This is a genomic window from Pseudonocardia sp. TMWB2A (genome assembly GCF_017312135.1).
On sequence record NZ_QKQY01000001.1, the window covers coordinates 2485459 to 2510885 of the forward strand.

Genomic DNA, 25427 nt, shown 5'->3' on the forward strand with positions numbered 1-25427 from the left:
GGGTATATCCTCAAATGGTTCGGGCGCGACTAATGCCTCTCCCGCGCAGTCTTAAAGATACGCGAAAGGGGCATAAGCCAGCATATGTGAAAAAGGGTGGGCGCCGGGTCGGGGATGGGAGGAGGGGAGACCCGACGCCCGTAAGGACTGGATCAGTCCTTAGATCTTGCCGACAAGATCAAGCGAGGGAGCGAGCGTTTCAGCGCCTTCTTCCCACTTGGCCGGGCAAACTTCACCCGGGTGCGCTGCGACATATTGTGCAGCTTTGATCTTGCGGACGAGTTCGTCAGCGTTGCGGCCCACGCCTTCCGAGGTGATTTCCATCACCTGGATGACGCCTTCGGGATCGACCACAAAGGTCGCACGGTCGGCAAGGCCAGCGCCTTCGCGCATCACGCCGAAATTATTGGTGATCGTGCCCGACTGGTCGCCCAGCATGAAATAGTTGATCTTGCCGATGGCGGGCGAGCTGTCATGCCAAGCCTTGTGGCTGAAATGCGTGTCGGTCGACACCGAATAGACTTCAACACCCATTTTCTGGAGTTCGTCATATTTGCCGGCAAGGTCTTCCAGCTCGGTCGGGCAAACGAAGGTGAAGTCTGCCGGATAGAAGAAAAAGACCGACCATTTGCCCTTGGTGTCGGCATCCGACACATCGACAAACTTGCCCTGATGATAGGCGGTCGCGTTAAACGGCTTAAGTTCGGAACCGATGATACCCATGAGAAACAGTCTTTCTGTGTTGCGGTGTAAAAAATTGGCCAGCCGGAAAACAGCGAAAATACGAGCGGACCGCCTTGCGGCGACCGTTGCGCAAACTTGTCTGTTCCCCGGTGATGGACACCCTATATAGGGGCGCAGCACAAAAATGCTCATGAGGAATCCCGCAATGATTAATCGAAAAATTCGATTGCGCGCGGAAATAATAATCGAGTGTGTTTGTAAGGCCGGTCATTATAGACCGCAAAGGAGAAAGCGCAATGACACCCGAAGCCGCGCAGCAATTTGCGCAAGACTGGATTGCCGCCTGGAACGCGCGCGACCTGCCGCGTATCATGGCGCATTATGCCGAGGATGTGCATTTCCGCTCGCCCACTGCGCAAAATCTGCTGGAGGACGGAAGGGTCGAGGGCAAACAAGCGCTTGAAACCTATTGGGCAAAGGCGCTCGCGCTGATCGAGCATCTCCATTTCGAGCTGATCGATATATTTACCGGCCATGACAGTTTGACGCTCCATTACCGCAACCAGACCGGCGCGGAGGCGTGCGAGACATTTTTGTTCAATGCCGATGGCAAGGTCGCCTATAGCATCGCCGCCTATCTGGTGCGCGAAGGATAGCGATGGTTAAGCTTTGATTTTACAAGTAAAATTGGCAAATGCGTTGCGCGGGCAGCATCAAAATCCGCAAAAAACCCCTGTTTTTCAACATTCTGTTCATCGTTCCCGCTTGGCGGCTCGTCGCATTTGATAGCCAAATTAACGTTTTGGTTACAAATAGGGCGGATAATTAACGACACAGCAACAGGGGGCAGGATCACAAGGATATTGCCATGCTGACACATACTTATATTTTTGACCGCTATAGCGACGCCAAAGAGGCGGTCAGCGCGTTAGAAGCATCGAAAATTTCGCCCGCCTTTATCAGTCTTGTCGGCCGCGGCGGCGATGATTTGATGAGCCTTCATGCCTATGCACCGGGCGAACAAATTGCACCGGTCAACCCGTCAGGATTGCTTGAGGCGCTGGGCCTTATGGTCATTCCGGGCGCAGGTCCGCTGGCGGTTGGCGGCTGGCTGGCGGCCGGTATCGCCGCGCGCGGCACGACCGGCCAAGCGGTGGTCGAAACATTGCAAGCGGCGGGCCATAGCGCCAGCGATGCCGAAACGCTCGCCGAAGCCCTGCATCGCGGCGCATCGGTAGTCGCGGTGCGCGCCAATGCCACCCGTAGCGCCGAGGTCCAAGCCTTGCTCACCGCCGCAGGCGGGGTCGACCCCGAAAAGCGCGGCGCGGCCTATCGCGACAATGGCTGGACCGGCTTTGACCCCGACGCCAAGCCCTACACATCGGAAGAAGTGTTCGACGAACGGATGCGCTACCGCGCGGCGGCCTGAACGCACCACGCCTGACCAAAACCCGGTTGAAACAGAAAAAGGGCTGTCCGTACGGGGCAGCCCTTTTTTATGCTTGGTTGCGACGCTGATTGCGCGCCTCGATGCGCCCGTTATTGCACCCCTTAATGCGCGATAAAGAGCGGGATGCGGGTGCGCGATAATATGTCGTGGGTGACACCGCCGAACAGCCATTCGCGCAAAGGTCCGCGGCTATAAGCCCCCATCACGATCCAGCCTGCCTCGCATTGGTCGATGGCGTTGGTGAGGCCTTCCATTACGGTGCCGTCCTTCTTTTCGGCGGCGATGATTTCGGCCTTGATGCCGTGGCGCGACAAATAGCTCGCGGCATCGAGCGCGGCAAATTCCTGTGCCTCGTCGGTGATGGTGACGAGATGGACCGATGCGGCCTGTTTGAGCAAAGGCACGGCGGCGCGGATCGCGTTGGCGGCCTCTTTGCTGCCATTCCATAATATGGCGCAGGTGCCGGTGAGCGCCAGCGGGCGGCCATCGCCGGGGACAGCCAGCACCGGAACGGGCGCGGCCAGCGCGACATCGCCGACCAGCGACTGGCTCATCGCCGCATCGGCGTCATTGTCATGGTTGAAGGACAGGATGATGAGGTCGGCCAAGCGGCCCCGATTGGCAAGGATTTCCGCCGGATCGCCATCGCCTTCGACCAGCGACCAGGACACATCCTCCCTAGCCATGCGCTTTTCGATAAGATTGCTCGCGCGCTCGGCGGCTTCATCGACCGCCTGAATGGCTTCGGGCACCATGAAGGTCGCGCCGAACGGATCGGTCAGCATCAGCGCGGTCAACGGCTTGCAGGTCACACATTCGATATGGCCATTATCCGCGCGCGCAATATCGAGCGCCGCCTGCATCCGGCTTTCCATGCCGTTGTCGTCATGCACATATAAAATAACAGATTTCATCTTGCCCTCCATCGGATGCAGCGCGGAATGAAGCGGGCGCGAGCGCGTGTTACCGCGCGACTCGGCAGGGCCGCTTCCGTCTGATCCGTTTTGACTATGGGGCATGATTGTGTCTCGCTCTTTGTTCAGGATCAAGAAAGTCTGCGTCTAACAACGCACCTGTCTGCCCATCCTTCTGCGCCTTTCACAAAGCGCCGGGAAAACCGCTGCCCCTATAAAGGTGAAATGCGCCAGCCGCGATTTGGCTCCCGGGTAAAAGCCCCGTTTTTGACGTTACGGATTTGCCTGCATCGTTTGACGGCGCAGTTTGATCGCGCACGGCGCGTCGTCATTTATGCTATAGCCTTCGGCAGCAACCGGCATGGTCCCGTTTCGGACGTTGACCGGGGCGGGGGCGGCTTTTATGGCTGCTCGCACCATCACCCGCGCTCTCAAAACAGAAAGTGACCGTTTCCGATGAAAAAGCTTTATTCCGATGCCGCCTCCGCCCTCGACGGATTATTGTTCGACGGGATGCATTTATGCGCGGGCGGCTTCGGGCTGAGCGGGATTCCGGAGCGGTTGATTGACGCCATCCAGGCGAGCGGCGTCAAGGATTTGACCATCGCGTCGAATAATGCGGGGATTGACGGCGAAGGCCTCGGCAAATTGCTGCGCACCCGTCAGGTCAAAAAGATGATTTCTTCTTATGTGGGCGAAAATAAGGAATTTGAACGCCAGTTCCTGTCCGGCGAACTGGAGGTCGAATTTTGCCCGCAAGGGACGCTCGCCGAACGCTGCCGTGCGGGCGGCGCTGGCATCCCCGGCTTTTACACCAAAACCGGCGTCGGGACACAGGTGGCCGAGGGCAAAGAGCATAAGGATTTTGACGGCCAGACCTATATATTGGAGCGCGGCATCTTTGCCGATGTGGCGATCATCAAGGGCTGGAAAGCGGATGAGGCGGGCAATCTGGTGTTCCGCAAAACCGCGCGCAACTTTAACCAGCCGATGGCAACGGCCGCCAAAATCTGTGTCGCCGAAGTCGAAGAAGTGGTGCCGGTCGGTAGCCTCGACCCCGATTGCATCCACCTCCCCGGCATTTATGTGAAGCGCATGATCGTCGGCGCGCCTTATGACAAAAAAATCGAATTTGTGACGACCCGCGAGCGGGAAACCGCATAATGGCTGGCGACATTAAGGGCGAGCTGGATCTCAGCTCCATCGCCGACCGGCTGACCAGCCATAAGGAATTTTTGCGCATGTGGTCGGGGCAACAAGGCGCGCAGGCCTTTTGCATTATCGAGCCGCAAAATCTGGGCGCGGATCCGGCCCTGTTCGGTATGGCAGCGGTCGATGCGCTGCGTCACGCCGCCCAAGCGTGGGCGCAAGCGGTGCAGGTTTCGCCCGACCATGCGTTTGAACGCATCATGGAAGGCTTTAACGCCGAACTGGCATCGCCCACCGATGCGGTGAAGCAGGTGCCGTCCGGCACGGTCAACTAAGCGTATGTCGATGCGCCGCCCTTTTGTTGTGGTTCTGCTGTCCGCCTTGCTCGCGACCGGCCTAGGCGGCTGCGTCGCGGCGGTCATCCCGGTGGGCGCGGCAGCGGTGCTGGGCAAGAAGGAGCTTGACCGGCGCACGCGCTATAAACGCAATCCGGCGGTGACCGACAAGGCGATTGCCGACCATGCGGCGGCGGATAAGGGCGCGCCGGCCTCCGGCCTTGCTACCGCAGAAGCGCGCGCGATGATGGCGGGCCTTGAAGGCGAGGGCGGTCCGAAAATCGTATCGGCGGATGCGTTTGATCCGCGTAAGGCGGTCGCTGTTCCCCCCATTTCCGAAGCGCCGCCCGCATCCGGCTTTGCCGGTTTTGACCTGCGCTCCCCCGATAGCGCGGCGCGCGTGGCCGATTATTGGAGTGGCAAGCTTAAGCCCGGCGTCAAGCCCGCGAGCGGCTCGGTCGTGCTGTCGCCCTTTGGCACAATGGCCAAGCCGGACTTTACACAATGCGAAGATATGCCGCCCGCTTTGCTGGTCGATCTTGACGGCACCACCGAAACCAGCGTGCCAGTGAGCGATGCCCTGATCGAATTATTCGATGGCATCCGCGAAAAGGGCGGCAAGGTGATTTTTGTCGCGAGCGTTCCCGAAAAGGACGCCAATATGGTCGCGACCGATCTGGTCGTCGCGGGGCTTGGTCCGGCCAAGCGCAATGATACTTTCTATCTGGTCGGTGACCGCCAATCCAATAGCAAGGACACGCTGCGCTGGAAGATTGCGAGCAGCAATTGCATCGTCGCTATGGCGGGCGACCGTTATGAAGATTTTAGCGACCAGCTTACCCCCGCGCTTGCCCGCAATAGCGGCCAGATCGGCGCGCCGGTGCAAAAGCTTGCGGGCGCAGGCTGGTTCATCTTGCCCGAATTGCGGGCGCCGCTAGCAGGAGGTCAGCCATGAAGATTATGCGCAACAGCACAGGGGTGACGGCGCTTGTTGCCGCTATGGTGCTGGGTGGCTGTGCGAGCGTTGCGGCGCATCAGGATACGCCCGCTCCGCTGCCTGCGGTCGTCGAGCCTGCGCCCGCCGCGCCGCAAGTCACGCCCATCCGCCCCGCCGAACAATGGCTGTTCGGCTCGGCCGAAGCGAGCGTCATCATCCGCCAGACTTATGACGCGATGACGCAATATGCCGTCACCGCTGCCAAGACCCGCGACGAGGATCGCGCCAAGCGGCAATCGGTGGTGCTGGGCGCGGGCGCGACCTTGCAAGCCCCGCACTTTGCATCCTGTGGCACCAAACCGGCGGCGGTGATCTTCGATGCCGACGAAACCCTCATCTGGAATTTGGGGCAGGCGCGCTGGGCCGCCGAACGCGGCGCCCATTTTGACCCCAAAATATGGGACGATTGGGAGCGCACCGGCGAAGGCAAAGTGTTGCCCATGCCGGGTGTGGTCGATGCGCTCAAAGCCTTGCGCGCCGCCAATATCACGGTCGTCGTCAACACCAACCGCGAAGCGCGCAACGCAGGCCAAACCGCCGCCACGCTCAAGACCGCAGGGCTGGGCGATTTCGTCCATGGCGAAACCCTGTTCCTCAAAGGCGACGATGCGACCGGTTCGGCCAAAGATGCGCGCCGTTCCAAAATCGCCGAACGCTATTGCGTTGTCGCGATGGTCGGCGACCAGCTTGGCGATTTTGCCCAAGCCTTTAACGATAAGGCACTGACCGCTGCCCAACGCCGCACGCTCGCCACCACAACGCCGGTTTATGCTTTGTGGGGCAAAGGCTGGTTCCTGCTCCCCAATTCAACCTATGGCCCGTGGGACCGCATAAGCTATGATGACGCTTTTCCCGCTGCGACCCGTTGGGAGCCGCAGCCATAATGACCGCTTTCCCGCCCGCTGACGGGCCGAACCGATTGAATGATTTAGTTGAAAGGATGATCCATGCCCTGGACTCGTGACGAAATGGCGGCCCGCGCGGCCAAGGAATTGAAGGACGGCTATTACGTCAATCTTGGCATCGGTATTCCGACGCTGGTGGCGAACCATATTCCGGCGGGCGTTGAAGTGACGCTCCAGTCGGAAAACGGGATGCTCGGCATCGGCCCTTTCCCTTATCCCGATGAAGTCGATCCCGACCTTATCAATGCGGGCAAGCAGACGATTAGCGAGCTGCCGCAATCGGTTTATTTTTCCTCGTCGGACAGCTTCGCGATGATCCGCGGCGGCCATATTGACCTGACCGTCCTCGGCGCGATGGAAGTCGATGAAAAAGGCGACATCGCCAACTGGATGATTCCGGGCAAGATGATCAAAGGCATGGGCGGCGCGATGGATTTGGTCGCGGGCGTCAAGAAAATCATCGTGGTGATGGAACATAATGCCAAGGATGGCAGCCCCAAATTCATCCCCGAATGTACGCTCCCGCTGACCGGCAAAAATGTCGTCGATATGATTATCACCGACTTGGCCGTATTCCAGCGCCCCGACCATGACAGCCCGTTCAAACTGGTCGAACTCGCGCCGGGCGTGACCAAGGAAGAAGTGCGGGAAAAAACGACGGCGGAATATGTCGACTGAGCGGAGAGAAAATGATGGCGGGTTTCGGGCGATGTCGCATGGCTTGGGGCTTAGGGGCGCTGTTGGCGCTGGGCGTGGGTATGGCTTTGCCTGCCCCTCAAGCGCAACTGGATGCGCGCACGACCGCGAAAAAAGCGGCTCCCAAAAAAGCGCCTGCTAAAAAGGCACCGCGCCGCTTTCTGCCGCCTGTCAAACCTTTGCCTGAGCCAATGCCCGTGCGGACCGAGCAACGGACGATCGGCGAAGATAATGGGCGGTCAGGGTTAAAACCCCCGCCGCCGGTCAAGGGGGAGCCTGCGATTATCGTGACGCGATATGGCATCGCGCCAATGGCCCCGCCTCCGCCGCCCACGCCAATGCCTCGTGGCAAGGAAGGGCCGCAGATTAACCAGATGGGGACGCTTCGCTTTGCGCCTGATCTTGCGGGGCTACGCGCTCAAGGTTGGGCGGCACAGGAAAATGCAGGCACACGGTTGATGCTCACCGTCCGGCCTGACGGACGGGTGGCAGATTGCACCGTGGCGTCGCGCTATAATTCAACGGCCTTTAGCGCCGCTATGTGCAAGCTTGCGGTCAAGGATGCGGGCTTTACGTGGACGACATCCGACAAGCTTCCCGATTATGGCTATCTCTTCATCAACGCGCGGTCGGATATGACGCCTGATGTGGACGCAAAGCTGGACTTGATGCCGGAAGGGGGCGGGCTTGCGGTTACGCTCGTGCTTTGGCGTGATGACGCCTGTACGGTCAATCTGAGGGGACTTCCCGACGATCAGGAAAAGGTCTTATGCAGCAAGGTCAAACGCACGCTCGCGCGGCGCAATGATTTTGGCACCAACGGGATCGCGCTTGATGACCATATGTCTGAAGTCGAGATCTGGCTGCGCCGCCGCCCGGCTGGTGCGCAACCGACGCAATCGATTCATTGGCAACCCTCGTTTGAATCCGGTTTCGGGCGGTAAAGATGATATCGGCAAGATAGAGTGTTGCGCTCTTATCTTTGATGGCACCGATATCCTAGATAGCACCGGCGCGAAGGCCGCGCATGAGGCGCTTGCGGCTTGGGTGACGACCTTACCGGATTGAAGACCGCGCATCCGTCAACAAAGGGAAATTGCATCATGACCTACACCCTCATCACCGCGAACCGGAATTATTCGAGCTGGTCTTTGCGGCCTTGGGTGCTGATGAAGGCGCTTGGCATCCCGTTCGACGACCGCATCGAGCCGTTTACAGAGGCGACTAACTATGAGGCGTTCCGCAACTTTTCGCCGACCGGACAAGTGCCGGTTCTGGTTGATGGTGACCACAGCATCTGGGATTCGTTAGGCATCACCCTCTATCTGGCCGAGCGCCACCCTGGCATCTGGCCCAAGGACGAAACCGTGCGGGCGTGGGCCTATGCGGCGGTGTGCGAAATGCACAGCGGCTTTGGCGCGCTGCGCAATGATTGCACGATGAATGTCGGCGTGCGCGTTGCGCCAAAGCCGCTCTCGCCAGCGCTTCAGGCCAATATTGCGCGCCTCACCGAATTATGGACGCAAGGGATTGAATGGTTTGGCGGCCCTTGGCTTGCTGGCTCCGAATTTACCGCGGTCGATGCATTTTATGCGCCCGTTGCCTATCGTGTGCGCACTTATGGTCTTGATATGGGCGGGGCGGGTCAGGCGTGGGTTGATCATATCCTTGCCCATCCGGCGATGCAGCAATGGGAAGCCGAAGCGCTCGCCGAAACATGGCGCGAGGAAGGCCATGAAGCGGAACTGGCCGCTTGCGGCGTAATCCTGTCGGACGACCGCGCGGTCTAAGCGGGCCTTAACCCAGCCACCCCAAGGTCTGCGCGAGCAACCATAGGCCGAGCACAAAGAAGATCAGTGCGGCGATAATCTGCACGGTGCGGATGGGGACGCGCTTGACCAGCTCGTTGCCCAAAAATACCGCAGGCACATTGGCGATCATCATGCCGAGCGTGGTGCCTAACGTCACCCACAGCATATCTCCGAAACGCGCGCCAAGGGCGACGGTCGCGACTTGTGTTTTATCGCCCATCTCGACAAGAAAGAAAGCGATGGTGGTGGTGAGGAACGGGCCGAAACGGTTGCTCTTGCCCGCTTCGTCATCTTCCTTGTCCGGCACCAGCGTCCAAGCCGCCATCGCGATGAAGGAGAAGGCCACGGCAAAGTTGAACCAGTCCGATTCGAGCAGTTTCGACGCCCACATGCCAACCCCCGCCGCCATCGCATGATTGGCGAGCGTTGCGACCAAAATGCCAAGGATAATAGGCACGGGCCGCTTGAAACGGGTCGCTAATACAATGGCGAGAAGCTGGGTTTTATCGCCCATTTCGGCGAGGGCAACGATGAGAGTCGAAACGAATAAGGCTTCCATGGCGCCGCCCATAGGCGGGTGGACAGGCGAAGGAAAGCCGATAAAATGCGCCGTCTCTTCCCCCGCCAGACGCAAAGGACGGATTATGCGGATGAAAACAGGATTATGGCTGGTTGTGCCTTTTTTTCTTGCCGGCTGCGCAGAAAAAGTCGTCGACCCGCGCGGGCTGGAGCGCAACGAAACCTTGCTTCAGGTACGCGCCAGCGGCAAGTCCGAAACCCGCCCCGACGAGGCACGTTTTACTGCGGGCATTTCGGCCATCGGCGCCAGCGGCCCTGCGGCCAGCGAGGCGAGCGCGCGGAAGATCAACGCGCTGGTCGCTTCCATCGAGGCGCTGGGCATCGCCAAGGACGACATCCGCACGCGCAACGTATCGGTCAACCGGCTCGACTGGGGCCCGAACAAAGGCAAGTTTGAAGCGCAGAATATCATCGAGGTGCGTATCCGCGAATTGGACGCGGATGGGCAAAAAGCCTCCAAGGCGATTGGCGCGGCGACCGAGGCGGGCGCGAACATCATGTCGGGGCCGGATATGGTGGTGTCCGACCGCGAAAATGCGACCAAATCTGCTTATGCCGCCGCCTATAAAGCCGCGCGCACCCGCGCCGAAGCCTATGCCGATGCGGCAGGATTGAAAATCGACCGCATCCTCATCATCCGCGACGGCGGACAGGCAGGCGCGCCGCCCATGCCCTATCCGGTGGCGGAACAGGCCGCCGACGCGGTCGCGAACGTCGCCGCCCCGCCGATAAGGCCGGGCATGGAACAGGCCGAAGTGGCCGTGCAGGTCGATTTCGCGCTAGTGAAGAAATAGAGGTGAAGGACGGGGCACCGACTGCCCCCCTCCCGTTTACGGGAGGGGTTGGGGGAGGGCCTGTCCGTTTGCGTCACGTAAACCAAGCCCTCCCCGACTCCGCCTAAATTCCCCTTCGCTGCGCTCTGGGTCATTAAGGCTCCGTTGCCTCTCCCGTAAACGGAGGGGATAGTGTGGTCCCCTCCCGTCATTGCGAGGAGCGCAAGCGACGAAGCAATCCTCAAGCGGCTTAACGCGACTCCGGATTGCCGCGCGCCTCCGGCGCTCGCAATGACGAGAGTTCATTGTCCTATATAGCGGCCCCTACCAGCCGCTTTCAATCTTCCCTTCGCACTTGCACAAATCACGGTTGATTGCGTGACGCCTGCGCATTAAGGCCATTTTATGACTCAAAAACCCCGCACCTTGTACGAAAAAATCTGGGACGCGCATATCGTGTCGCAGCGGCCCGATGGCACCTGCCTTATCTTCATCGACCGCCATCTGGTGCATGAAGTGACCAGCCCGCAAGCCTTTGAAGGGCTGCGCGCGTCAGGGCGCAAGGTGCGCCGTCCTGACCTTACGCTGGCGGTTCCCGACCATAATCTGCCGACCACCGCGCGGCTCGATGCCAACGGGCATAAACTGCCCATCCTCGACCCGCAAAGCGCGCAGCAATTGGCGGCGCTCGAAGCCAATGCGCCATCTTTCGGTATCCGCTATATCAACGATACCGCGCCCGAGCAGGGGATTGTCCATGTGGTGGGACCGGAGCAGGGCTTCTCGCTCCCCGGCGCGACGATTGTGTGCGGGGACAGCCATACCGCCTGTCATGGCGGCCTCGGCGCGCTGGCGTTCGGCATCGGCACGAGCGAGGTCGAGCATGTACTGGCGACCCAAACCTTGCTGCTCGCGCCCTCCAAAACGATGGAAGTGCGCGTCGAAGGTGAAGTCGGTCCCGGCGTTACGGCCAAGGATATTGTGCTGCACATTACCGGCGTTTTGGGGGCGGCGGGCGGCACCGGCCATGTGATCGAATATACGGGGAGCGCCATCCGCGCGCTCAGCATCGAAGGGCGGCTGACCGTCTCCAACATGGCCATCGAACATGGTGCGCGCGCCGGACTGATTGCACCTGACGAGGTGACTTTTGCGTATCTTAAAGACCGTCCCATGGCCCCCAAGGGCGCGGATTGGGACGCGGCAGTGGCATGGTGGAAGAGCCTCGCCACCGATGCGGGCGCGACCTATGATAAGGTGGTTGTCATCAACGCCGCCGACATTGCGCCGTCGGTCACATGGGGCACCAGCCCCGAAGATGTCGTGCCGATCACCGGCATGGTGCCGGATCCCGCAAGCTTTGCCGATGCGTCCAAACAGGAAGCCGCCGCCAAAAGCTTGGCCTATATGGGCTTGGAACCCGGGACGCCGATGGATGCGGTGGAAGTGCAGAATATCTTCATCGGCAGTTGCACCAACAGCCGCATCGAAGATTTGCGCGCCGCCGCCGCCATCCTCAAAGGCCGCAAAAAAGCGGACAGTATCAAATGGGCGATTGTCGTGCCGGGCTCGGGCTTGGTCAAACGGCAAGCGGAGGAAGAAGGGCTGGACCGCATCTTCATCAACGCCGGATTGGAATGGCGCGAACCGGGCTGCTCCGCCTGCCTCGGCATGAACCCCGACAAAGTCCCCGCCGGAGAACGCTGCGCCTCCACCAGCAACCGCAATTTCGTAGGCCGCCAAGGCCCGGGCGCAAGAACGCATCTGGTCTCCCCAGCGATGGCGGCGGCGGCGGCGGTCACAGGACGGCTGACCGATGTGCGGGAATTGGTGTGATAATCAATCGCGTATCGCAACTGGCAGCACTCTTGATATACCTATGGGCTATAGATCTGCCTGCACACGCTTGTTCCTTGGACGACGAATATAGAACTCCTTCAACCTCACAATTGGTCGAAAGATCGGATTTTATAGTCTTGGCTCAGGTTGTAAGCGAGACCGGTGATGAGTTCAGTAACAAAGTTGTCGTTCAGCCGGTTACTCTGCTTAAAGGACCGGATATGCCTGGAAAGTTGACCATATCAGGAATGTTGTCGGGGCGCCTCATCGACAATGGAGGCAATAAAATTTTCCTTCCCGCGGTGTTGCCACGCAATCCCTTGAATCTTCTTACGCCGCACCCTGACGGGGGCGGTGGATCGTGTACGCGCAAACTTTACAATCGAGGGATGAAGCTTTTGCTTTTCGTGACACACGATAATGATGGCCTTCATGTTATCCAAGATGCATATTCTCGAAGTCTGGAGGATGTACCGTCGGACAATGCTCCATGGGTTCGTGCGGTTAAAATTTATGTTGCGCTTCTTGGTTTAGCACAAAATGCTCGTAATGAGGCACTGGCAGAAAAAGCTGCTATATTGAACCAATCATCCAGCCTTGAAGATAGGGCCATTGCCGATGAAATTAACTGGACCCTCTGTCAAAATAATGACGGAAAACCACTGCAAAAATGTAATAAACTAGCAGAAAAAGCGTTGCACGAAGAAGAAACCGAATTGGTAATCAAAAATGGAAAGGATCGCCAATGGTGGGAACGCACCCAATATTTATCAAAAAATAGACACGTATTTTCATTATCAAAAACTCTAATGTTACTCGCAGTATCTATTTTTCTTCTTTCCCTTTCGATCTTCTATTCTATCAGGAAAAAACCATGACCCCCGTTACCCAGGTTGAAGGCCGCGCTTATCCGTTCGGGCGCAAGAATGTGGATACGGATGTGATTATTCCGGCGGCTTGGCTCAAGACCATCAGCCGCACCGGCCTTGGCAAGGGCGCGTTTGAAAGTGTGCGGGCCGAACCCGGCAATGTGTTTGATGATCCCCAATATCAGGGCGCGCCGATCATCCTTGCGGGCGATAATTTCGGGTGCGGGTCGAGCCGTGAACATGCGGCGTGGGCGCTCCTCGATATGGGCGTCACCGCGGTCATCGCGCCCAGCTTTTCGGATATTTTTTCCGGCAATGCGTTCAAAAACGGCATTGTCACCGTGGTCTTGCCGCAAGAGGCCATCGACCGTTTGATGGAGGTAGCGCAAACCGACCCCATCCATATCGACCTTGAATCGCAAAGCGTGACGACCCCGTTCCAGGACCGCTATGAATTTGAAATCGACCCGTTCCGCAAACATTGCCTGATCGAAGGGCTGGACGAAATCGGCATGACCTTGGCCGATGCGGGCGCAATTGATGCTTATGAAGCAACACTTGCGAAACAAAGGCCTTTTATGGCACCGGTTGCGGATTGAAACTGAATTAGCGAAGAGGGCGCGGGATGAAGGCTTTATTGTCACAAGCGGTGGGCGGACCGGAAACATTGGCGGTCGGCGAAATGGACGCACCGGTCGCGGGCGCGGGGCAATTGCTGGTCGATGTCAAAGCCTGCTCGATCAACTTTCCCGATACGCTGATTATCGAAGATAAATACCAGTTCAAACCCGCGCGCCCGTTCGCGCCGGGTGGCGAGATTGCAGGGGTTGTCCGCGCGGTCGGTGACGGGGTGAGCGACTTTGAAGTGGGCGACCGCGTGATCGGCCTGGTCGGGCATGGCGGCTTGGCGGAGCAAGCGGTGCTGGTCGCCGCCAATGCGTTCAAACTGCCCGAAAGCCGCAGCTTTGAAGAAGGCTCGGCGCTGCTCATGACCTATGGCACCTCGATCCATGCGCTGCTTGATCGCGGGCGGTTGAAGCAGGGACAGACTTTGCTGGTGCTGGGCGCGGCAGGCGGCGTCGGGCTGGCGGCGGTCGAGCTGGGCAAGGCGTTCGGCGCGCGCGTGGTGGCCGCCGTTTCGAGCGAGGAAAAGGCCAATGCCGCTAAATCCGCAGGCGCGGATGAAGTGGTGATTTATGGCCGCGCCCCGTTCGACAAGGACCAATCCAAGGCGCTTGCCGATGCGTTCAAGGCAGCGGTCGGCCCTGCCGGCGCGGATGTCATCTATGATGCGGTGGGCGGCGATTATTGCGAACCCGCCGTGCGCTCGATTGCATGGGAAGGCCGCTATCTGGTCGTCGGCTTTCCGGCGGGCATCCCCAAATTGCCGCTCAACCTCACGTTGCTCAAAAGCTGCGATATTTGCGGCGTGTTCTGGGGGGCCTTTGCCGCGCGCGATCCCGAAGCCAACCGCGCCCATGTGAAGCGCCTCTTCACCATGTGGGAAGCAGGCCATATCCGCCCGCGCATCACCGCCACCTATCCGCTCGAACAGGGCGCGGACGCGATCCGCGAGCTGGGTAACCGCAACGCCATCGGCAAGCTGGTGGTGACGGTCGGCGGATAAGCATGACCGCGCCTGCCCCCGTCCACTATAGCGCGCGACCCGACGGGCTGAAGCTGGCCTATCGCTACACCGCGCCCGCCAGCGATGTGCCGGGCGGCCCTGCGCGTCCGACGCTCGTCTTCCTCCCCGGCTATATGTCCGACATGGCGGGGAGCAAGGCGGGCGCGCTGTTCGATTGGGCGGTATCGGCGGGGCAGGGCTGTTTGCTGCTCGATTATGCAGGATGCGGCGAGAGTGAGGGCGATTTCCGCGACGGCACGCTCATAAGCTGGCGCGATGATGTGCTGGCGGTGGCCGATGCGGTATTAGGGCCGGACGCGCCTTTGCTATTGGTCGGATCGTCGATGGGCGGATGGTTGATGCTGCTCGTCGCGCTCGCCCGCCCCGCGCAGGTCAAGGGACTTGTCGGTATCGCCGCTGCGCCCGACTTTACCGGTTGGGGCTTTGACGATGCGCAAAAAGCCCTGTTCCGAAGCGGCGGCACTTTGGAAGAGCCGTCCGATTATTCGGACGACCCTTATGTGACCACCGCCGCCTTCTGGCAATCGGGCGAGGCCAATCACCTGCTTGATGGCCCGATTGCGCTGGATGTCCCTGTGCGCCTCCTCCACGGGCAAGCCGATAGCGATGTGCCGTGGGAGATCAGCCTGCGCCTTGCTGCGGCCTTGCGTTCATCCGATGTGCAGACGCACCTGATTAAGGACGGCGACCATCGCCTGTCGCGGGAGGGGGACATTAAGCTCTTGCTCGCGACCGTTTCGGATATGCTCGCGCTGATCGGATAATCTCATGTTTTTCCCGTTGCTGCTATTGCTGCAATCGCCTGCGGCCCTCCCCTCGATGGACGAGGTCGACTTTAACGAATGTATGCGGCTTGCGTCGGGAGACGCGCAATCGGGGATCGTGCGCGCCAATGAATGGGCGCAAAAGGGCGGCGGCTGGCGCGCGAAACAATGTCTGGGCTTTTCGCAATTCAAGGCGGGTAATTCCGCAGCCGCGCTGACGGCTTATGAACAAGCCGCGCAGCAAGCGACCACAGCCAAGGCCGGTGATAGCGGCAAATTATGGGTGCAGGCGGGCAATGCAGCTTTGCTCGCAGGCCAGCCGCCGCGCGCGATCGACTATCTGGGGAACGCGATAACAAGCGGCCAGTTGCGCGGTGAAGCTTTAGGCGAAGCGCATATCGACCGCGCCCGCGCTTATGCAGCGGCGGGCGATATGGCGAAGGCCAAGGCGGACTTGGAGCAGGCGCATAATCTGGTCCCGCAAGACCCGCTCGGCTGGCTCTTGTCGGCCACTTTGGCGCGGCGCGAAGGCGATTTGCCGCGCGCACGAAATGATATTGCGACCGCCGCCAAAATCGCCGGTGGCGATCCTGCTATCGCTTTGGAAGCGGGTAATATCGCGATCAGTGCAGGCGATAAGGCGGGCGCGCGCAAAAACTGGCAAGCCGCGATAGATTTGGCCCAAGCCGGCCCCGAAGCCGCCACCGCCCAAGCCCATCTCGCCCAACTCGACGCGATGGACGCAAAACCGGCGGCACCGGCGGCGACCAAGACGCCGCAATAATTGCGGCACGTTTCTTGGAAAAGGGAAAGAGTAAAAAAGGCGAAAGAGAAAAGCCTCTCCCGTTGGCAAGAGAGGCTTTCCAATCCTGTCAGCCGATGCGCCTTATCCCGCCGCGCTGCGATAGGGCACAAATTTCCCGAACGAACAGCTTCCGCGCGGCATACCGGTCATGCGGTCGACCATGCGGATGATGTCGCCATCACATTGCTGGCTGGTGCCGAACTGGCGGATGACCATGATGTCATCGCCATTGGCGAGGCCCGAACAGCTTCCGGCCAGATCATTGCGGTACACAAGCTTGCTCGACGCGCGGTAAAGGATGATTTCATCCGAAACCTTGATCGGATTATCGGTGTCGCTACGCGAGATGCAATTGACCGGTTCGCCCGGCACTTTGCCTGCAAGCGCTTTCTGAATGGTCGCGGCCTGTTTTTCGCTAAGCTGCGCCGCGCCGCCATCGACGCCGCCATACCAGCCGCTGCTTGCGCATCCGGCAAGCAAGAGCGCGCCGCCCGTTGCAAGGATGGCGGCTTTCCAAGGAAAAATGCGTTTCATCTGTCTAACTCCTGTCGAACGCAAAAGGCCTCATCCACCTTAAAATTGAACCTCTTCGCCTTAATATAGGCTGTATCGCGGGAAAAGTTCCTTGTCGGCTATATCCCTATAAAGGCGCCCTATAAAGGCGTGGCCTTCAAAACGCATCCTTGGCCGCGCGCCGTTCGGCCAGTTCCGCCACATCATTTGCGCGCATGAAAGGGTTGGTCGCCTGTTCCAGCGCGATGCTGGTCGGCACGGTCGCCTCGCCGCGTTCGCGCGCGGCTTCAACCGCCGCAAGCCGCTGGGCCAAGGCTTGATTGTCAGGCTCGACCGTCACCGCAAAACGCGCGTTGGAGAGCGTATATTCGTGCGCGCAATAGACCGCGGTTTCGGGCGGGAGGATGATGAACCGCTGCATCGCGTCGAACATTTGCGCCGCCGTGCCTTCGAACAAACGCCCGCATCCCATCGCGAACAAGGTATCGCCGCAAAATAGCGCCGCGTCTTGTGCGAAATAATAAGCGATATGCCCGGCGGTATGCGCGGGGACTTCCATCACCACCCCTTCCTGTTCGCCCAAGCGGACCGTATCGCCTTCGCCGACCATGCGGTCGAGCGTCGGGATGCGGTCGGCTTCGGCGGCGGGACCGGTGATGGTGCAGCCGGTCGCTTCCTTGATCGCCGCATTGCCGCCGGTATGGTCGGGATGCCAATGGGTGTTCCAGATCTGGCTGATCGTCCAGCCCCGCGCCTTGGCCACATCCAGCACCGGCTCCGCGACGGCAGGGTCGACCACCGCCGTTTCGCCGCTCGCCGCGTCATGCACGAGCCAGACATAATTGTCATTGAGGACGGGGATGCGGACGATTTCCAGACTCATCTTACCATTCCCCGACATTGGGCATCGAGGCCCAAGGCTCTTGCGGGTCAAGCCGGCCGTCCTGCAACAGTTCGACCGAAATATTATCGGGCGTGCGGATGAACGCCATATGCCCGTCGCGCGGCGGGCGGTTGATGGTGACACCGGCGTCCATCAGCCGCTGGCAGGTTTCGTAAATATTATCGACCTCGTAGGCGAGATGGCCGAAATTGCGGCCACCCTTATAGGCTTCGGGCGCGCTGCCATCTTCGGCGGGCCAATTATAGGTCAGCTCGACTTCGGCGATGCCCGCCTGTCCGGGGCAGGCGAGGAAGATGAGGGTGAAGCGCCCCTGTTCGCTCTCCATCCGCCGCACTTCTTCCAGCCCGATTAGCTTGAAAAAGCCGATTGTCGCTTCGGGGTCGGTGACGCGAATCATGGTGTGGAGATATTTGGTCACAGGGGGACTTCCTCGTTTCGTCTATATATATGCACGGTTCATCGTTCATTCAGCGCGGTCGAGCGATAGCAATGAAGGACAATCGCGCCCGCTATCGGGCCGGATTGTTACAAATCTACCAATAGCATCGTTACAGGGAAACCCGCCATGGCCGAAAATGCTCCCCCGCTCCCCGAAACTTCCGCTGTTTCTCCTTCTTCTGCGCCGCCCGCCCGCTTCGGCTGGGTCAAGGACCGCAACAAAACCATCCTTGCAGCGGCGGCGCTGACGGGGATCGGCTTGGTCGCGGGCGGCTATCTGCTCGGCGACGGGCTGGTGCGCGCCAAAGCGGTGGACCGTTCAGTCACGGTGCGCGGATTGGCCGAAAAAGATGTGGTCGCCGACCTTGCAAGCTGGACCTTGAGCTATTCCTCGGTCGCATCCGACCTTGCGAGCGCACAGGCTGACAGCGAAGCCGACACCGCCGCCATCCGCGCTTATTTTGCCAAGGCAGGCTTTCCCGCCGACGCGCTCATTCCGGCGGGCGTCAATGTGTCAAGCTATACCGAACAAGGCGTGCCGCGCATCACCATCAACCAGCGGATGCAATTCCGCACCACCGACATTGCGCGCGCGCAAAAGGCCGCAGCCGGGCAATATGATCTGGTCCGCGCGGGCGTGAGCCTGTCCGAAGGCTCGTCGATGAAATATAGCTATACCAAATTGAACGACATCAAATCCGCGATGGTCGCCGAAGCTACCCGCGATGCGCGCAAGGTCGCCGAACAATTTGCCCGCGACAGCGGCGCGCGCGTCGGCACGATCAAATCGGCGAGCCAGGGATATTTCGAAATCAACGCCCGCGACGGCACCGGCGAAGGCTATGGCGTATCCGACACGCCCAACAAAAAGGTCCGCGTGGTGACAACGATCGACTATTATCTAAAATAATATTCCTACCGTGAGTAGGAAAGGCATGCGGGGAGGCGAGGGTAGAGACATGGCGCGCTTTCCTTCGAGCAAGAGACTATAGGGTATAACCCCTAATTCTCCTTGAAATCCTGTCCGTTCCGGCCCACATGCCCCCTAAGTGGAACGAATCAGTCCGATTAATGCGGGCGGAGCGTTTGCCGCTAAATGCCTGGATTAATGACGATATGCGCCTCTCTTCCCTTGCCGACTATGCGATAGTCATGATGTCCGCGATTGCGCGGCATTGCGGGGCGGCGCGTTTGAATGCGGGCCAAGTGGCCGAAGAAACCGGGATTCCGCTCCCCACCGTGCAAAAATTGGTGAGCAAATTATCCGCCGCCGGATTGCTGCGCTCGATGCGCGGGGCAGGCGGCGGATTCCAGCTTGCGCGTCCTGCCGCCGCTGTCACGCTCGCCGAAATTATCGAAGCGATTGAAGGCCCGATTGCGATGACCGCCTGTATCGAAGAAGGCCGCCACGAGTGCGGGCTTGAAAATAAATGCCGCGCCCAGCCGCATATGCTGCTCGTCAACGAAGCGGTGCGCGGGGCGCTTCAGGGCATAACCCTGACGAGGCTGTCATGACAGGCCTGAAAGCGGCAAGCCCGAAAGCCGCAATCCGCCATACCCCTCCCGCCTTATCCCCTTATAAAAGTTGCAAGCCATGACCGACAATATCACCACTCCCGTAAAAGACGCCGCCGCGCATGAAGCAGCCGCGCGCGTTGCCGATTATGAGCATGGATGGTCGTCGGACATTGAAACCGACTATGCGCCCAAGGGTCTTAACGAAGACACGGTGCGCTTCATTTCGGCCAAGAAGCAGGAGCCGGAATGGATGCTCGATTGGCGGCTGAAGGCGTTCCGCCACTGGCTCACCATGGACGAGCCGGAATGGGCGAAGCTCGACATTCCGCCGATCGACTATCAGGACGCTTATTATTACGCCGCGCCCAAGCAGAAGAAAACGCTGTCGAGTCTGGACGAGGTCGATCCGGAAATATTGCGCGTTTATGAAAAGCTCGGCATCCCGATTGAAGAGCAAAAGGTGCTGGCAGGTGTCGAAGGCGCGCGCAAGGTCGCGGTCGATGCGGTGTTTGACAGCGTATCGGTCGCCACCACCTTCCGCGAGGAATTGAAGAAGGCGGGCGTCATCTTCCTGTCTATTTCCGAAGCCATTCGCGAATATCCGGACTTGGTCAGGAAATGGCTCGCCAGGGTCGTCCCCATCCATGACAATTATTTCGCGGCGCTAAACAGCGCGGTCTTTTCGGACGGCACCTTTGTGTACATCCCCGAAGGCGTGCGTTGCCCGATGGAGCTATCGACCTATTTCCGGATCAATGCGGAAAATACCGGCCAGTTCGAACGCACGCTCATCATCGCCGACAAGGGCAGCTATGTAAGTTACCTTGAAGGCTGCACCGCGCCGATGCGCGATGAAAACCAGCTTCACGCCGCGGTGGTCGAACTGATCGCGCTCGATGATGCCGAGATTAAATATTCGACCGTGCAAAACTGGTATCCCGGCAATGCCGAAGGTCTGGGCGGCATCTATAATTTCGTGACCAAGCGCGGGCTGTGTCAGGGCAAAAATAGCAAGATTAGCTGGACGCAGGTCGAAACCGGCAGCGCGATTACGTGGAAATATCCGTCTTGCGTTTTGAACGGCGAAAATAGCGTCGGCGAATTTTATTCGGTCGCGGTGACGAATAATTACCAGCAAGCCGACACCGGCACCAAGATGATCCACAATGGCAAAGGCTCACGCTCGACCATCGTGTCGAAGGGCATCAGTGCGGGTAAGTCGAACAACACCTATCGCGGATTGGTGCGCGTGGCCCCGAATGCGGAAGGCGTGCGTAACTTTACGCAATGCGACAGCTTGCTGTTGGGCAGCGACTGCGGCGCGCACACGGTTCCCTACATCGAAGTGCGCAACCCTTCGGCGCAAATCGAACATGAAGCGACCACCAGCAAAATCTCCGACGACCAGATGTTCTACGCCATGCAGCGCGGGTTGGGGCAGGAAGAAGCGGTGGCGCTGATTGTGAACGGCTTTGCTAAGGAAGTGTTGCAGCAACTGCCGATGGAATTTGCGGTGGAAGCGCAGAAATTGCTGGGGATTAGCTTGGAAGGGAGGGTGGGATAATGGGTATTTTTTCTTTTTTATTCGGAGGGAAAGGATCAACAGACCGGTACGGCAATAACCGTCTGTTCGGCGGGGGGCCTCGTGTGAAGAGTGGGCCTACCAAAGGATTAATACGTGCAAAAAATAAAAATGGCACTTGGCGGAAAAAACATAAGTTCAAATAAAGCTGAAGATAGAAAAGAGCCGCGATACGCGATAATAGCATAGAGAAAGTTGCAAGATGAGTTGGCAGCTCAAGGACCACAATAAGCAACTCAATTCCCCTCCCCTTCAGGGGAGGGGTAAGGGGTGGGGTCTATCCGCGTCCGCAATGGATGAATTGCAGAGCCGTGCGCGCAGCATGAGAAATAATCCGACCGATCCGGAAAAGCGGTTGTGGCGATGCCTGTCGGGCGGCCAGTTGGAAGGCTTCAAATTCCGCCGTCAACAGGTGATCGGATATTATATCGCCGATTTTGTTTGTCCGTCTGCCAAGCTGGTTATCGAAGTGGATGGAGACACGCATGATGAAGCGAGCGATCGTGTCCGTGATACTGCGCTAGGCGAAATGGGATATCGGGTCGTTCATGTGACGAACCATGATGTGATGACAAATATGGACGGTGTTTTCCGGTTTATTTCGGCAGCGTTGCTTGATGTTGATAGACCCCACCCCAACCCCTCCCCTTAAGGGGAGGGGCTTTAATTACCCAAACCAAAAATAACAGGACCAAAACCTTGTACGACGAAGATGATATTCAGGACGCCCTCGCGGATTTTGCGGAAGATGTCAGCAATGGCCAGGCATGGAGTGCGGCGATCCGCATTTTGAGCGAAGATTATGAAATCGAGGCCGATGTGCTGGAGCGCCGCGCGCGCGGGGATTTTGGCGATTTGAACGACTATCAGGCCGAATGTCGCGCGACGCTCGACACGGGCGACAAGGCGTTTGCCGACAAGCTCGACAGCGACAAGGCGTTCTTCAAACAGAAAGAGCCGAACTTGAACCGCATGGGTCCGGTCGAAGAATTTGTCGCGGGCGTCCTCGACAAAGGCCCGCCCGCGCCCGGCACCGACTGGTGGCCCTATATGCCGATCAAGCGCCACATCGACACCCTCTTCCCCGCCCCCGGCGACGTGCGCGACATGGCCTTTTGGACCGCACGGAAGTTGATGCGCGCGCGGGGGGTGTAAGGAAATACCATGCTGAAAATTGAAAATCTCCACGCCACGGTTGCGGATAAGCCGATCCTTAAAGGTCTGTCGCTCACCATTAATGCGGGTGAGGTCCATGCGATTATGGGGCCGAACGGGGCGGGTAAATCGACGCTCGGCTATGTGCTGGCGGGCCGCCCCGGTTATGAAGTGACCGAAGGGTCGGTGATCTTCTCTCCCTTACGTCATTGCGAGGAGCGTAGCGACGAAGCAATCCAAGGCGGCCAAAACGACTCTGGATTGCTTCGCTCCGCTTGCAATGACGATGAGGCAATTAATCTGCTCGACCTTGAACCGCATGAGCGGGCGGCGGCGGGACTGTTTCTGGGCTTTCAATATCCGGTCGAAATTCCCGGCGTATCGAACGTCCAGTTCCTGCGCGAGGCATTGAATGCGCAGCGCAAGGAGCGCGGCGAAGAGCCGCTGTCGGGCGGCGATTTCCTCAAACTTGCGCGCGCGCAGGCCGACGCGATGGGGATGAATATGGATATGCTCAAACGCCCGGTCAATGTCGGCTTTTCGGGCGGCGAAAAGAAGCGCAACGAGATGGTGCAGATGGGCATCATCAACCCGCGCCTTGCGATCCTTGATGAAACCGATAGCGGCCTCGACATTGATGCGCTGCGTGTCGTGGGCGACGGCATCAACCGCATCATGCGCGCGCCCGACAAGGGCGTGTTGCTCATCACCCACTATCAACGCCTGCTCGATTATGTGCAGCCGGATTTCGTCCATGTGCTGGCCGATGGCCGAATCGTCAAAACCGGCGGCGCGGAATTGGCGCTCGAACTGGAACGCGAAGGCTATGCGGAGATTTTGGGGTGAATATTGCACGCACCATAATCCCTTCTCGCGAAACCCTCCCCCTTAGGGGGAGGTGGATCGGGCGGAGCCCGAGACGGAGGGGTATCACGCTATCGACAGGGCAGTACCCCTCCGTCAGTCGCTTGCGCGCCTGCCACCTCCCCTTGCAGGGGAGGAGTATGCTATGAGCACCCTCACCCTCCCCACAAAACGCGACGAGGCATGGCGTTATTCCGACCTTTCGGCGCTGGAAAGCGTGTGGCCGGTGGCTGCGCCCGAAACGCTCACCGTAGCGGCGGGCGAGATGCAGAGTCTGTCCTTGGTGCAGGACGCAGCCGATGACGCGGTTGTCGTGCGCGATTATCAGATCGTGCTGCAAGCGGGCGCGCGGATGGATGTGCATTTGCTCAATCTTGGCGGCAAGCTTGGCCGTGTGACGTTCGATGTGACGCTCCACAAGGGCGCGCATTTCGAACTGGCGGCGGCGCAGATTGGCGCGGGCCAGCAAACACTCGAAATCATCACCACCTTGAACCATATCGAACCCGAAGCGACGAGCAATCAGGTGGTGCGTTCGGTGTTGGGCGGGCAGGCGGTGGGCAATATGCTCGGCAAAGTCCATGTTGCGCGCGATGCGCAACTGACCGATGCGAGTCAGTCGGTCAAAGCCATGCTGCTCGACCGCACCGCGACCGCGAACAGCAAGCCCGAACTCGAAATCTACGCCGACGATGTGAAGTGCGCGCATGGCGCAACCGTGGGCGAGCTTGACAAGACCGCGTTGTTTTACTGCGCGGCGCGCGGATTGCCGCCGCATATCGCGCAGACTTTGCTGCTCCATGCGTTCGTCGCCGAAGTGTTTGAAGGGGTCGATGGCGGCGATGCGATGCTGGAAGCGGCGCTGGCGAAATTGGAGGCTTTGGGGTGATGGTTTGCAAATCGCTAATCTCCCCTCCCCTTCAGGGGAGGGGCAACGACGCCTTAGGGCTGAAAGCCCTTAGGCAAGTGGGGTGGGGGATGTCGGCAAAGGACGGCACCCGATTGACAGCCCCCACCCCAACCCCTCCCCTAAAGGGGAGGGGCATAAGATGAACCGCGCTGATTTCCCGTCGCTTGCCGATGGTTGGCATTATCTTGATACCGCCGCGACCGCGCTCAAGCCCCAAGCGGTGATTGACGCGGAACTCGCGGCGCTGGGCGTCGATTATGCCACCGTGCATCGCGGGGTTTATGCCAAGTCCGCCAATATGACGCTCGCCTATGAAGCCGCGCGCGAGACGGTGGCGCGCTTTATTAATGCTCAGAGCAACGAGATCCTGTTCGTGCGCGGGGCGACCGAGGGCATTAATCTGGTCGCGCATAGCTGGGGCAATGCGACCCTCAAAGCGGGTGACCGCATCCTGCTTTCGACGCTCGAGCATCATAGCAATATCGTGCCCTGGCAATTGCTCGCCGAGCGCAGGGGAGCCGTCATTGATGTATGTCCGCTGACGCAAGATGGCCGCATCGACCTCGATGCCGCCGAAGCGATGCTCACGCCCGCGCATAAGCTGGTCGCCTTTGCCCATGTGTCCAATGTGCTGGGGAGCGTCCTTGATGTGCCGCGCGCGGTCGCCTTGGCGCATAAGGTCGGCGCAAAAATCCTGATTGACGGTTGTCAGGCTGTGCCGCGCTTGCCGGTCGATGTGGCGGCGCTCGATGCGGACTTTTACGTCTTTTCCGGCCATAAGCTTTACGGCCCGACCGGCATCGGTGTGCTATGGGCCAAGGCTGATATTTTGGCCGCGATGCCGCCTTGGCATGGGGGCGGTGCGATGATCGACAGAGTGACGTTCGAACGCACAACCTATGCCCCGCCACCCGCGCGCTTTGAAGCGGGCACGCCGCATATCACCGGCGCGATCGCTCTGGCAGCCGCCATCCGCTATGTCGAAAATATCGGGGTTGCGGCAATCCACGCGCATGAGGCCAAGTTGGTCACCGCGACCCGCGAAGGGTTACGCGCGATCAATAGCATCCGCCTGTTCGGCCCCGAAGATAGCGCGGGCATTGTCTCTTTTGCGATGCAAGGGGTGCATCCGCACGACATCGGCACCATATTGGATGAAGAAGGCGTCGCGATCCGCGCGGGCCACCATTGCGCGCAGCCGCTGATGGACCATCTTGGGGTTCCGGCAACCGCGCGCGCGAGCTTCGGCCTTTATTCCGATGAAGGCGATGTCGATGCGCTGCTTAAAGGGCTTACCCGCGTCACGCGGATTTTCGGGTGAAAAC

Annotated in this window: 30 protein-coding genes; 24 read left to right on the top strand and 6 right to left on the bottom strand. The window is 59.3% G+C overall.

Going from position 1 to position 25427, the window contains the following annotated elements:
• Positions 1-159: 159 nt before the first annotated feature.
• Positions 160-876 carry an alkyl hydroperoxide reductase subunit C gene (gene ahpC / locus DMP17_RS11525; protein WP_443217855.1) on the bottom strand — a complete coding sequence of 239 codons (717 nt, stop codon included), beginning with the start codon at positions 874-876 and terminating at the stop codon, positions 160-162.
• Positions 877-980: 104 nt separating this feature from the next.
• Here ahpC and DMP17_RS11530 point away from each other — a divergent pair, with 104 nt between their 5' ends.
• Together DMP17_RS11530 and DMP17_RS11535 are read left to right on the top strand one after the other, a co-directional pair.
• Positions 981-1340, top strand: coding sequence for a nuclear transport factor 2 family protein (locus DMP17_RS11530; protein ID WP_337829218.1), 360 nt, complete (start codon positions 981-983; stop codon positions 1338-1340).
• A gap of 212 nt (positions 1341-1552) precedes the next feature.
• Positions 1553-2113: a hypothetical protein gene (locus tag DMP17_RS11535; RefSeq protein WP_337829219.1), complete on the top strand. Its 561-nt coding sequence runs from the start codon at positions 1553-1555 to the stop codon at positions 2111-2113.
• A 122-nt stretch (positions 2114-2235) separates the two neighbouring features.
• Here the strand turns inward: DMP17_RS11535 and DMP17_RS11540 are convergent, their stop codons facing one another.
• Entirely contained in the window at positions 2236-3183 is a 948-nt protein-coding gene (locus tag DMP17_RS11540; protein WP_337829220.1) for a universal stress protein, read from the bottom strand.
• A gap of 321 nt (positions 3184-3504) precedes the next feature.
• On the opposite strand from DMP17_RS11540, the gene DMP17_RS11545 reads away from it, so the two are divergent.
• From DMP17_RS11545 to DMP17_RS11575, 7 genes are all read left to right on the top strand, one after another.
• Positions 3505-4212, top strand: coding sequence for a CoA transferase subunit A (locus DMP17_RS11545; protein WP_337829221.1), 708 nt, complete (start codon positions 3505-3507; stop codon positions 4210-4212).
• On the top strand, positions 4212-4532 hold the full coding sequence (locus tag DMP17_RS11550) for a DUF5076 domain-containing protein (RefSeq protein ID WP_337829222.1): 321 nt from the start codon (positions 4212-4214) through the stop codon (positions 4530-4532). The genes DMP17_RS11545 and DMP17_RS11550 overlap by 1 nt, the downstream gene beginning before the upstream one ends.
• Positions 4533-4542: 10 nt before the next feature.
• The gene (locus DMP17_RS11555) at positions 4543-5487 is read left to right on the top strand and encodes a hypothetical protein (protein WP_337829223.1); all 945 of its coding nucleotides are present in this window, start codon (positions 4543-4545) and stop codon (positions 5485-5487) included.
• Positions 5484-6413: a 5'-nucleotidase, lipoprotein e(P4) family gene (locus DMP17_RS11560; RefSeq protein ID WP_337829224.1), complete on the top strand. Its 930-nt coding sequence runs from the start codon at positions 5484-5486 to the stop codon at positions 6411-6413. The genes DMP17_RS11555 and DMP17_RS11560 overlap by 4 nt, the downstream gene beginning before the upstream one ends.
• 63 nt (positions 6414-6476) lie before the next feature.
• A complete protein-coding gene (locus DMP17_RS11565; RefSeq protein WP_337829225.1) occupies positions 6477-7112 on the top strand; it encodes a CoA transferase subunit B in 636 nt (211 codons plus the stop codon).
• A gap of 11 nt (positions 7113-7123) precedes the next feature.
• Positions 7124-8074: a hypothetical protein gene (locus tag DMP17_RS11570; protein ID WP_337829226.1), complete on the top strand. Its 951-nt coding sequence runs from the start codon at positions 7124-7126 to the stop codon at positions 8072-8074.
• Positions 8075-8233: 159 nt separating this feature from the next.
• Positions 8234-8920: a glutathione S-transferase family protein gene (locus tag DMP17_RS11575; RefSeq protein WP_337829227.1), complete on the top strand. Its 687-nt coding sequence runs from the start codon at positions 8234-8236 to the stop codon at positions 8918-8920.
• 7 nt (positions 8921-8927) lie between these two features.
• On the opposite strand, the gene DMP17_RS11580 is transcribed toward DMP17_RS11575, so the two are convergent.
• Positions 8928-9575, bottom strand: coding sequence for a TMEM165/GDT1 family protein (locus DMP17_RS11580; protein ID WP_337829228.1), 648 nt, complete (start codon positions 9573-9575; stop codon positions 8928-8930).
• A gap of 10 nt (positions 9576-9585) precedes the next feature.
• Between DMP17_RS11580 and DMP17_RS11585 the strand changes: the two genes are divergently transcribed.
• The 7 genes from DMP17_RS11585 to DMP17_RS11615 all read left to right on the top strand — a co-directional run bounded on the left by DMP17_RS11585 (position 9586) and on the right by DMP17_RS11615 (position 16197).
• Positions 9586-10314 carry an SIMPL domain-containing protein gene (locus DMP17_RS11585; protein ID WP_337829229.1) on the top strand — a complete coding sequence of 243 codons (729 nt, stop codon included), beginning with the start codon at positions 9586-9588 and terminating at the stop codon, positions 10312-10314.
• 384 nt (positions 10315-10698) lie between these two features.
• Positions 10699-12129 (top strand): 3-isopropylmalate dehydratase large subunit, encoded by a 1431-nt coding sequence (leuC, locus tag DMP17_RS11590; protein WP_337829230.1) that lies wholly within the window; start codon positions 10699-10701, stop codon positions 12127-12129.
• Positions 12130-12206: 77 nt separating this feature from the next.
• The gene (locus tag DMP17_RS11595) at positions 12207-13010 is read left to right on the top strand and encodes a hypothetical protein (RefSeq protein ID WP_337829231.1); all 804 of its coding nucleotides are present in this window, start codon (positions 12207-12209) and stop codon (positions 13008-13010) included.
• The gene (gene leuD / locus DMP17_RS11600) at positions 13007-13600 is read left to right on the top strand and encodes a 3-isopropylmalate dehydratase small subunit (protein WP_337829232.1); all 594 of its coding nucleotides are present in this window, start codon (positions 13007-13009) and stop codon (positions 13598-13600) included. The genes DMP17_RS11595 and leuD overlap by 4 nt, the downstream gene beginning before the upstream one ends.
• 26 nt (positions 13601-13626) lie before the next feature.
• Positions 13627-14628 carry an NADPH:quinone oxidoreductase family protein gene (locus DMP17_RS11605; protein WP_337829233.1) on the top strand — a complete coding sequence of 334 codons (1002 nt, stop codon included), beginning with the start codon at positions 13627-13629 and terminating at the stop codon, positions 14626-14628.
• A 2-nt stretch (positions 14629-14630) separates the two neighbouring features.
• A complete protein-coding gene (locus DMP17_RS11610) occupies positions 14631-15413 on the top strand; it encodes an alpha/beta hydrolase (protein ID WP_337829234.1) in 783 nt (260 codons plus the stop codon).
• 4 nt (positions 15414-15417) lie between these two features.
• On the top strand, positions 15418-16197 hold the full coding sequence (locus DMP17_RS11615) for a tetratricopeptide repeat protein (RefSeq protein ID WP_337829235.1): 780 nt from the start codon (positions 15418-15420) through the stop codon (positions 16195-16197).
• 102 nt (positions 16198-16299) lie between these two features.
• Here the strand turns inward: DMP17_RS11615 and DMP17_RS11620 are convergent, their stop codons facing one another.
• From DMP17_RS11620 to DMP17_RS11630, 3 genes are all read right to left on the bottom strand, one after another.
• Positions 16300-16752 (bottom strand): hypothetical protein, encoded by a 453-nt coding sequence (locus tag DMP17_RS11620; RefSeq protein ID WP_337829236.1) that lies wholly within the window; start codon positions 16750-16752, stop codon positions 16300-16302.
• Between the two features lie 136 nt (positions 16753-16888).
• Positions 16889-17614 (bottom strand): hydroxyacylglutathione hydrolase, encoded by a 726-nt coding sequence (gene gloB, locus DMP17_RS11625; protein WP_337829237.1) that lies wholly within the window; start codon positions 17612-17614, stop codon positions 16889-16891.
• Position 17615: 1 nt separating this feature from the next.
• Entirely contained in the window at positions 17616-18053 is a 438-nt protein-coding gene (locus tag DMP17_RS11630; RefSeq protein ID WP_337829238.1) for a VOC family protein, read from the bottom strand.
• A 147-nt stretch (positions 18054-18200) separates the two neighbouring features.
• Between DMP17_RS11630 and DMP17_RS11635 the strand changes: the two genes are divergently transcribed.
• From DMP17_RS11635 to DMP17_RS11670, 8 genes are all read left to right on the top strand, one after another.
• A complete protein-coding gene (locus DMP17_RS11635) occupies positions 18201-18983 on the top strand; it encodes an SIMPL domain-containing protein (protein WP_337829239.1) in 783 nt (260 codons plus the stop codon).
• A gap of 161 nt (positions 18984-19144) precedes the next feature.
• Positions 19145-19588 carry an SUF system Fe-S cluster assembly regulator gene (locus DMP17_RS11640; protein WP_337829240.1) on the top strand — a complete coding sequence of 148 codons (444 nt, stop codon included), beginning with the start codon at positions 19145-19147 and terminating at the stop codon, positions 19586-19588.
• A gap of 79 nt (positions 19589-19667) precedes the next feature.
• Positions 19668-21155: a Fe-S cluster assembly protein SufB gene (gene sufB / locus DMP17_RS11645; RefSeq protein WP_337829241.1), complete on the top strand. Its 1488-nt coding sequence runs from the start codon at positions 19668-19670 to the stop codon at positions 21153-21155.
• Positions 21156-21465: 310 nt separating this feature from the next.
• Positions 21466-21825, top strand: a complete 360-nt coding sequence (locus tag DMP17_RS11650) for an endonuclease domain-containing protein (RefSeq protein ID WP_337829242.1) — start codon at positions 21466-21468, stop codon at positions 21823-21825.
• 47 nt (positions 21826-21872) lie between these two features.
• On the top strand, positions 21873-22328 hold the full coding sequence (locus tag DMP17_RS11655; protein ID WP_337829243.1) for a hypothetical protein: 456 nt from the start codon (positions 21873-21875) through the stop codon (positions 22326-22328).
• Positions 22329-22337: 9 nt separating this feature from the next.
• Entirely contained in the window at positions 22338-23174 is an 837-nt protein-coding gene (gene sufC / locus DMP17_RS11660; RefSeq protein WP_337829244.1) for a Fe-S cluster assembly ATPase SufC, read from the top strand.
• 163 nt (positions 23175-23337) lie between these two features.
• On the top strand, positions 23338-24081 hold the full coding sequence (locus DMP17_RS11665) for a SufD family Fe-S cluster assembly protein (protein WP_337829245.1): 744 nt from the start codon (positions 23338-23340) through the stop codon (positions 24079-24081).
• Between the two features lie 160 nt (positions 24082-24241).
• Complete coding sequence (locus DMP17_RS11670; protein WP_337829246.1) at positions 24242-25423, top strand: cysteine desulfurase; 1182 nt, start codon at positions 24242-24244, stop codon at positions 25421-25423.
• Positions 25424-25427: the final 4 nt, after the last annotated feature.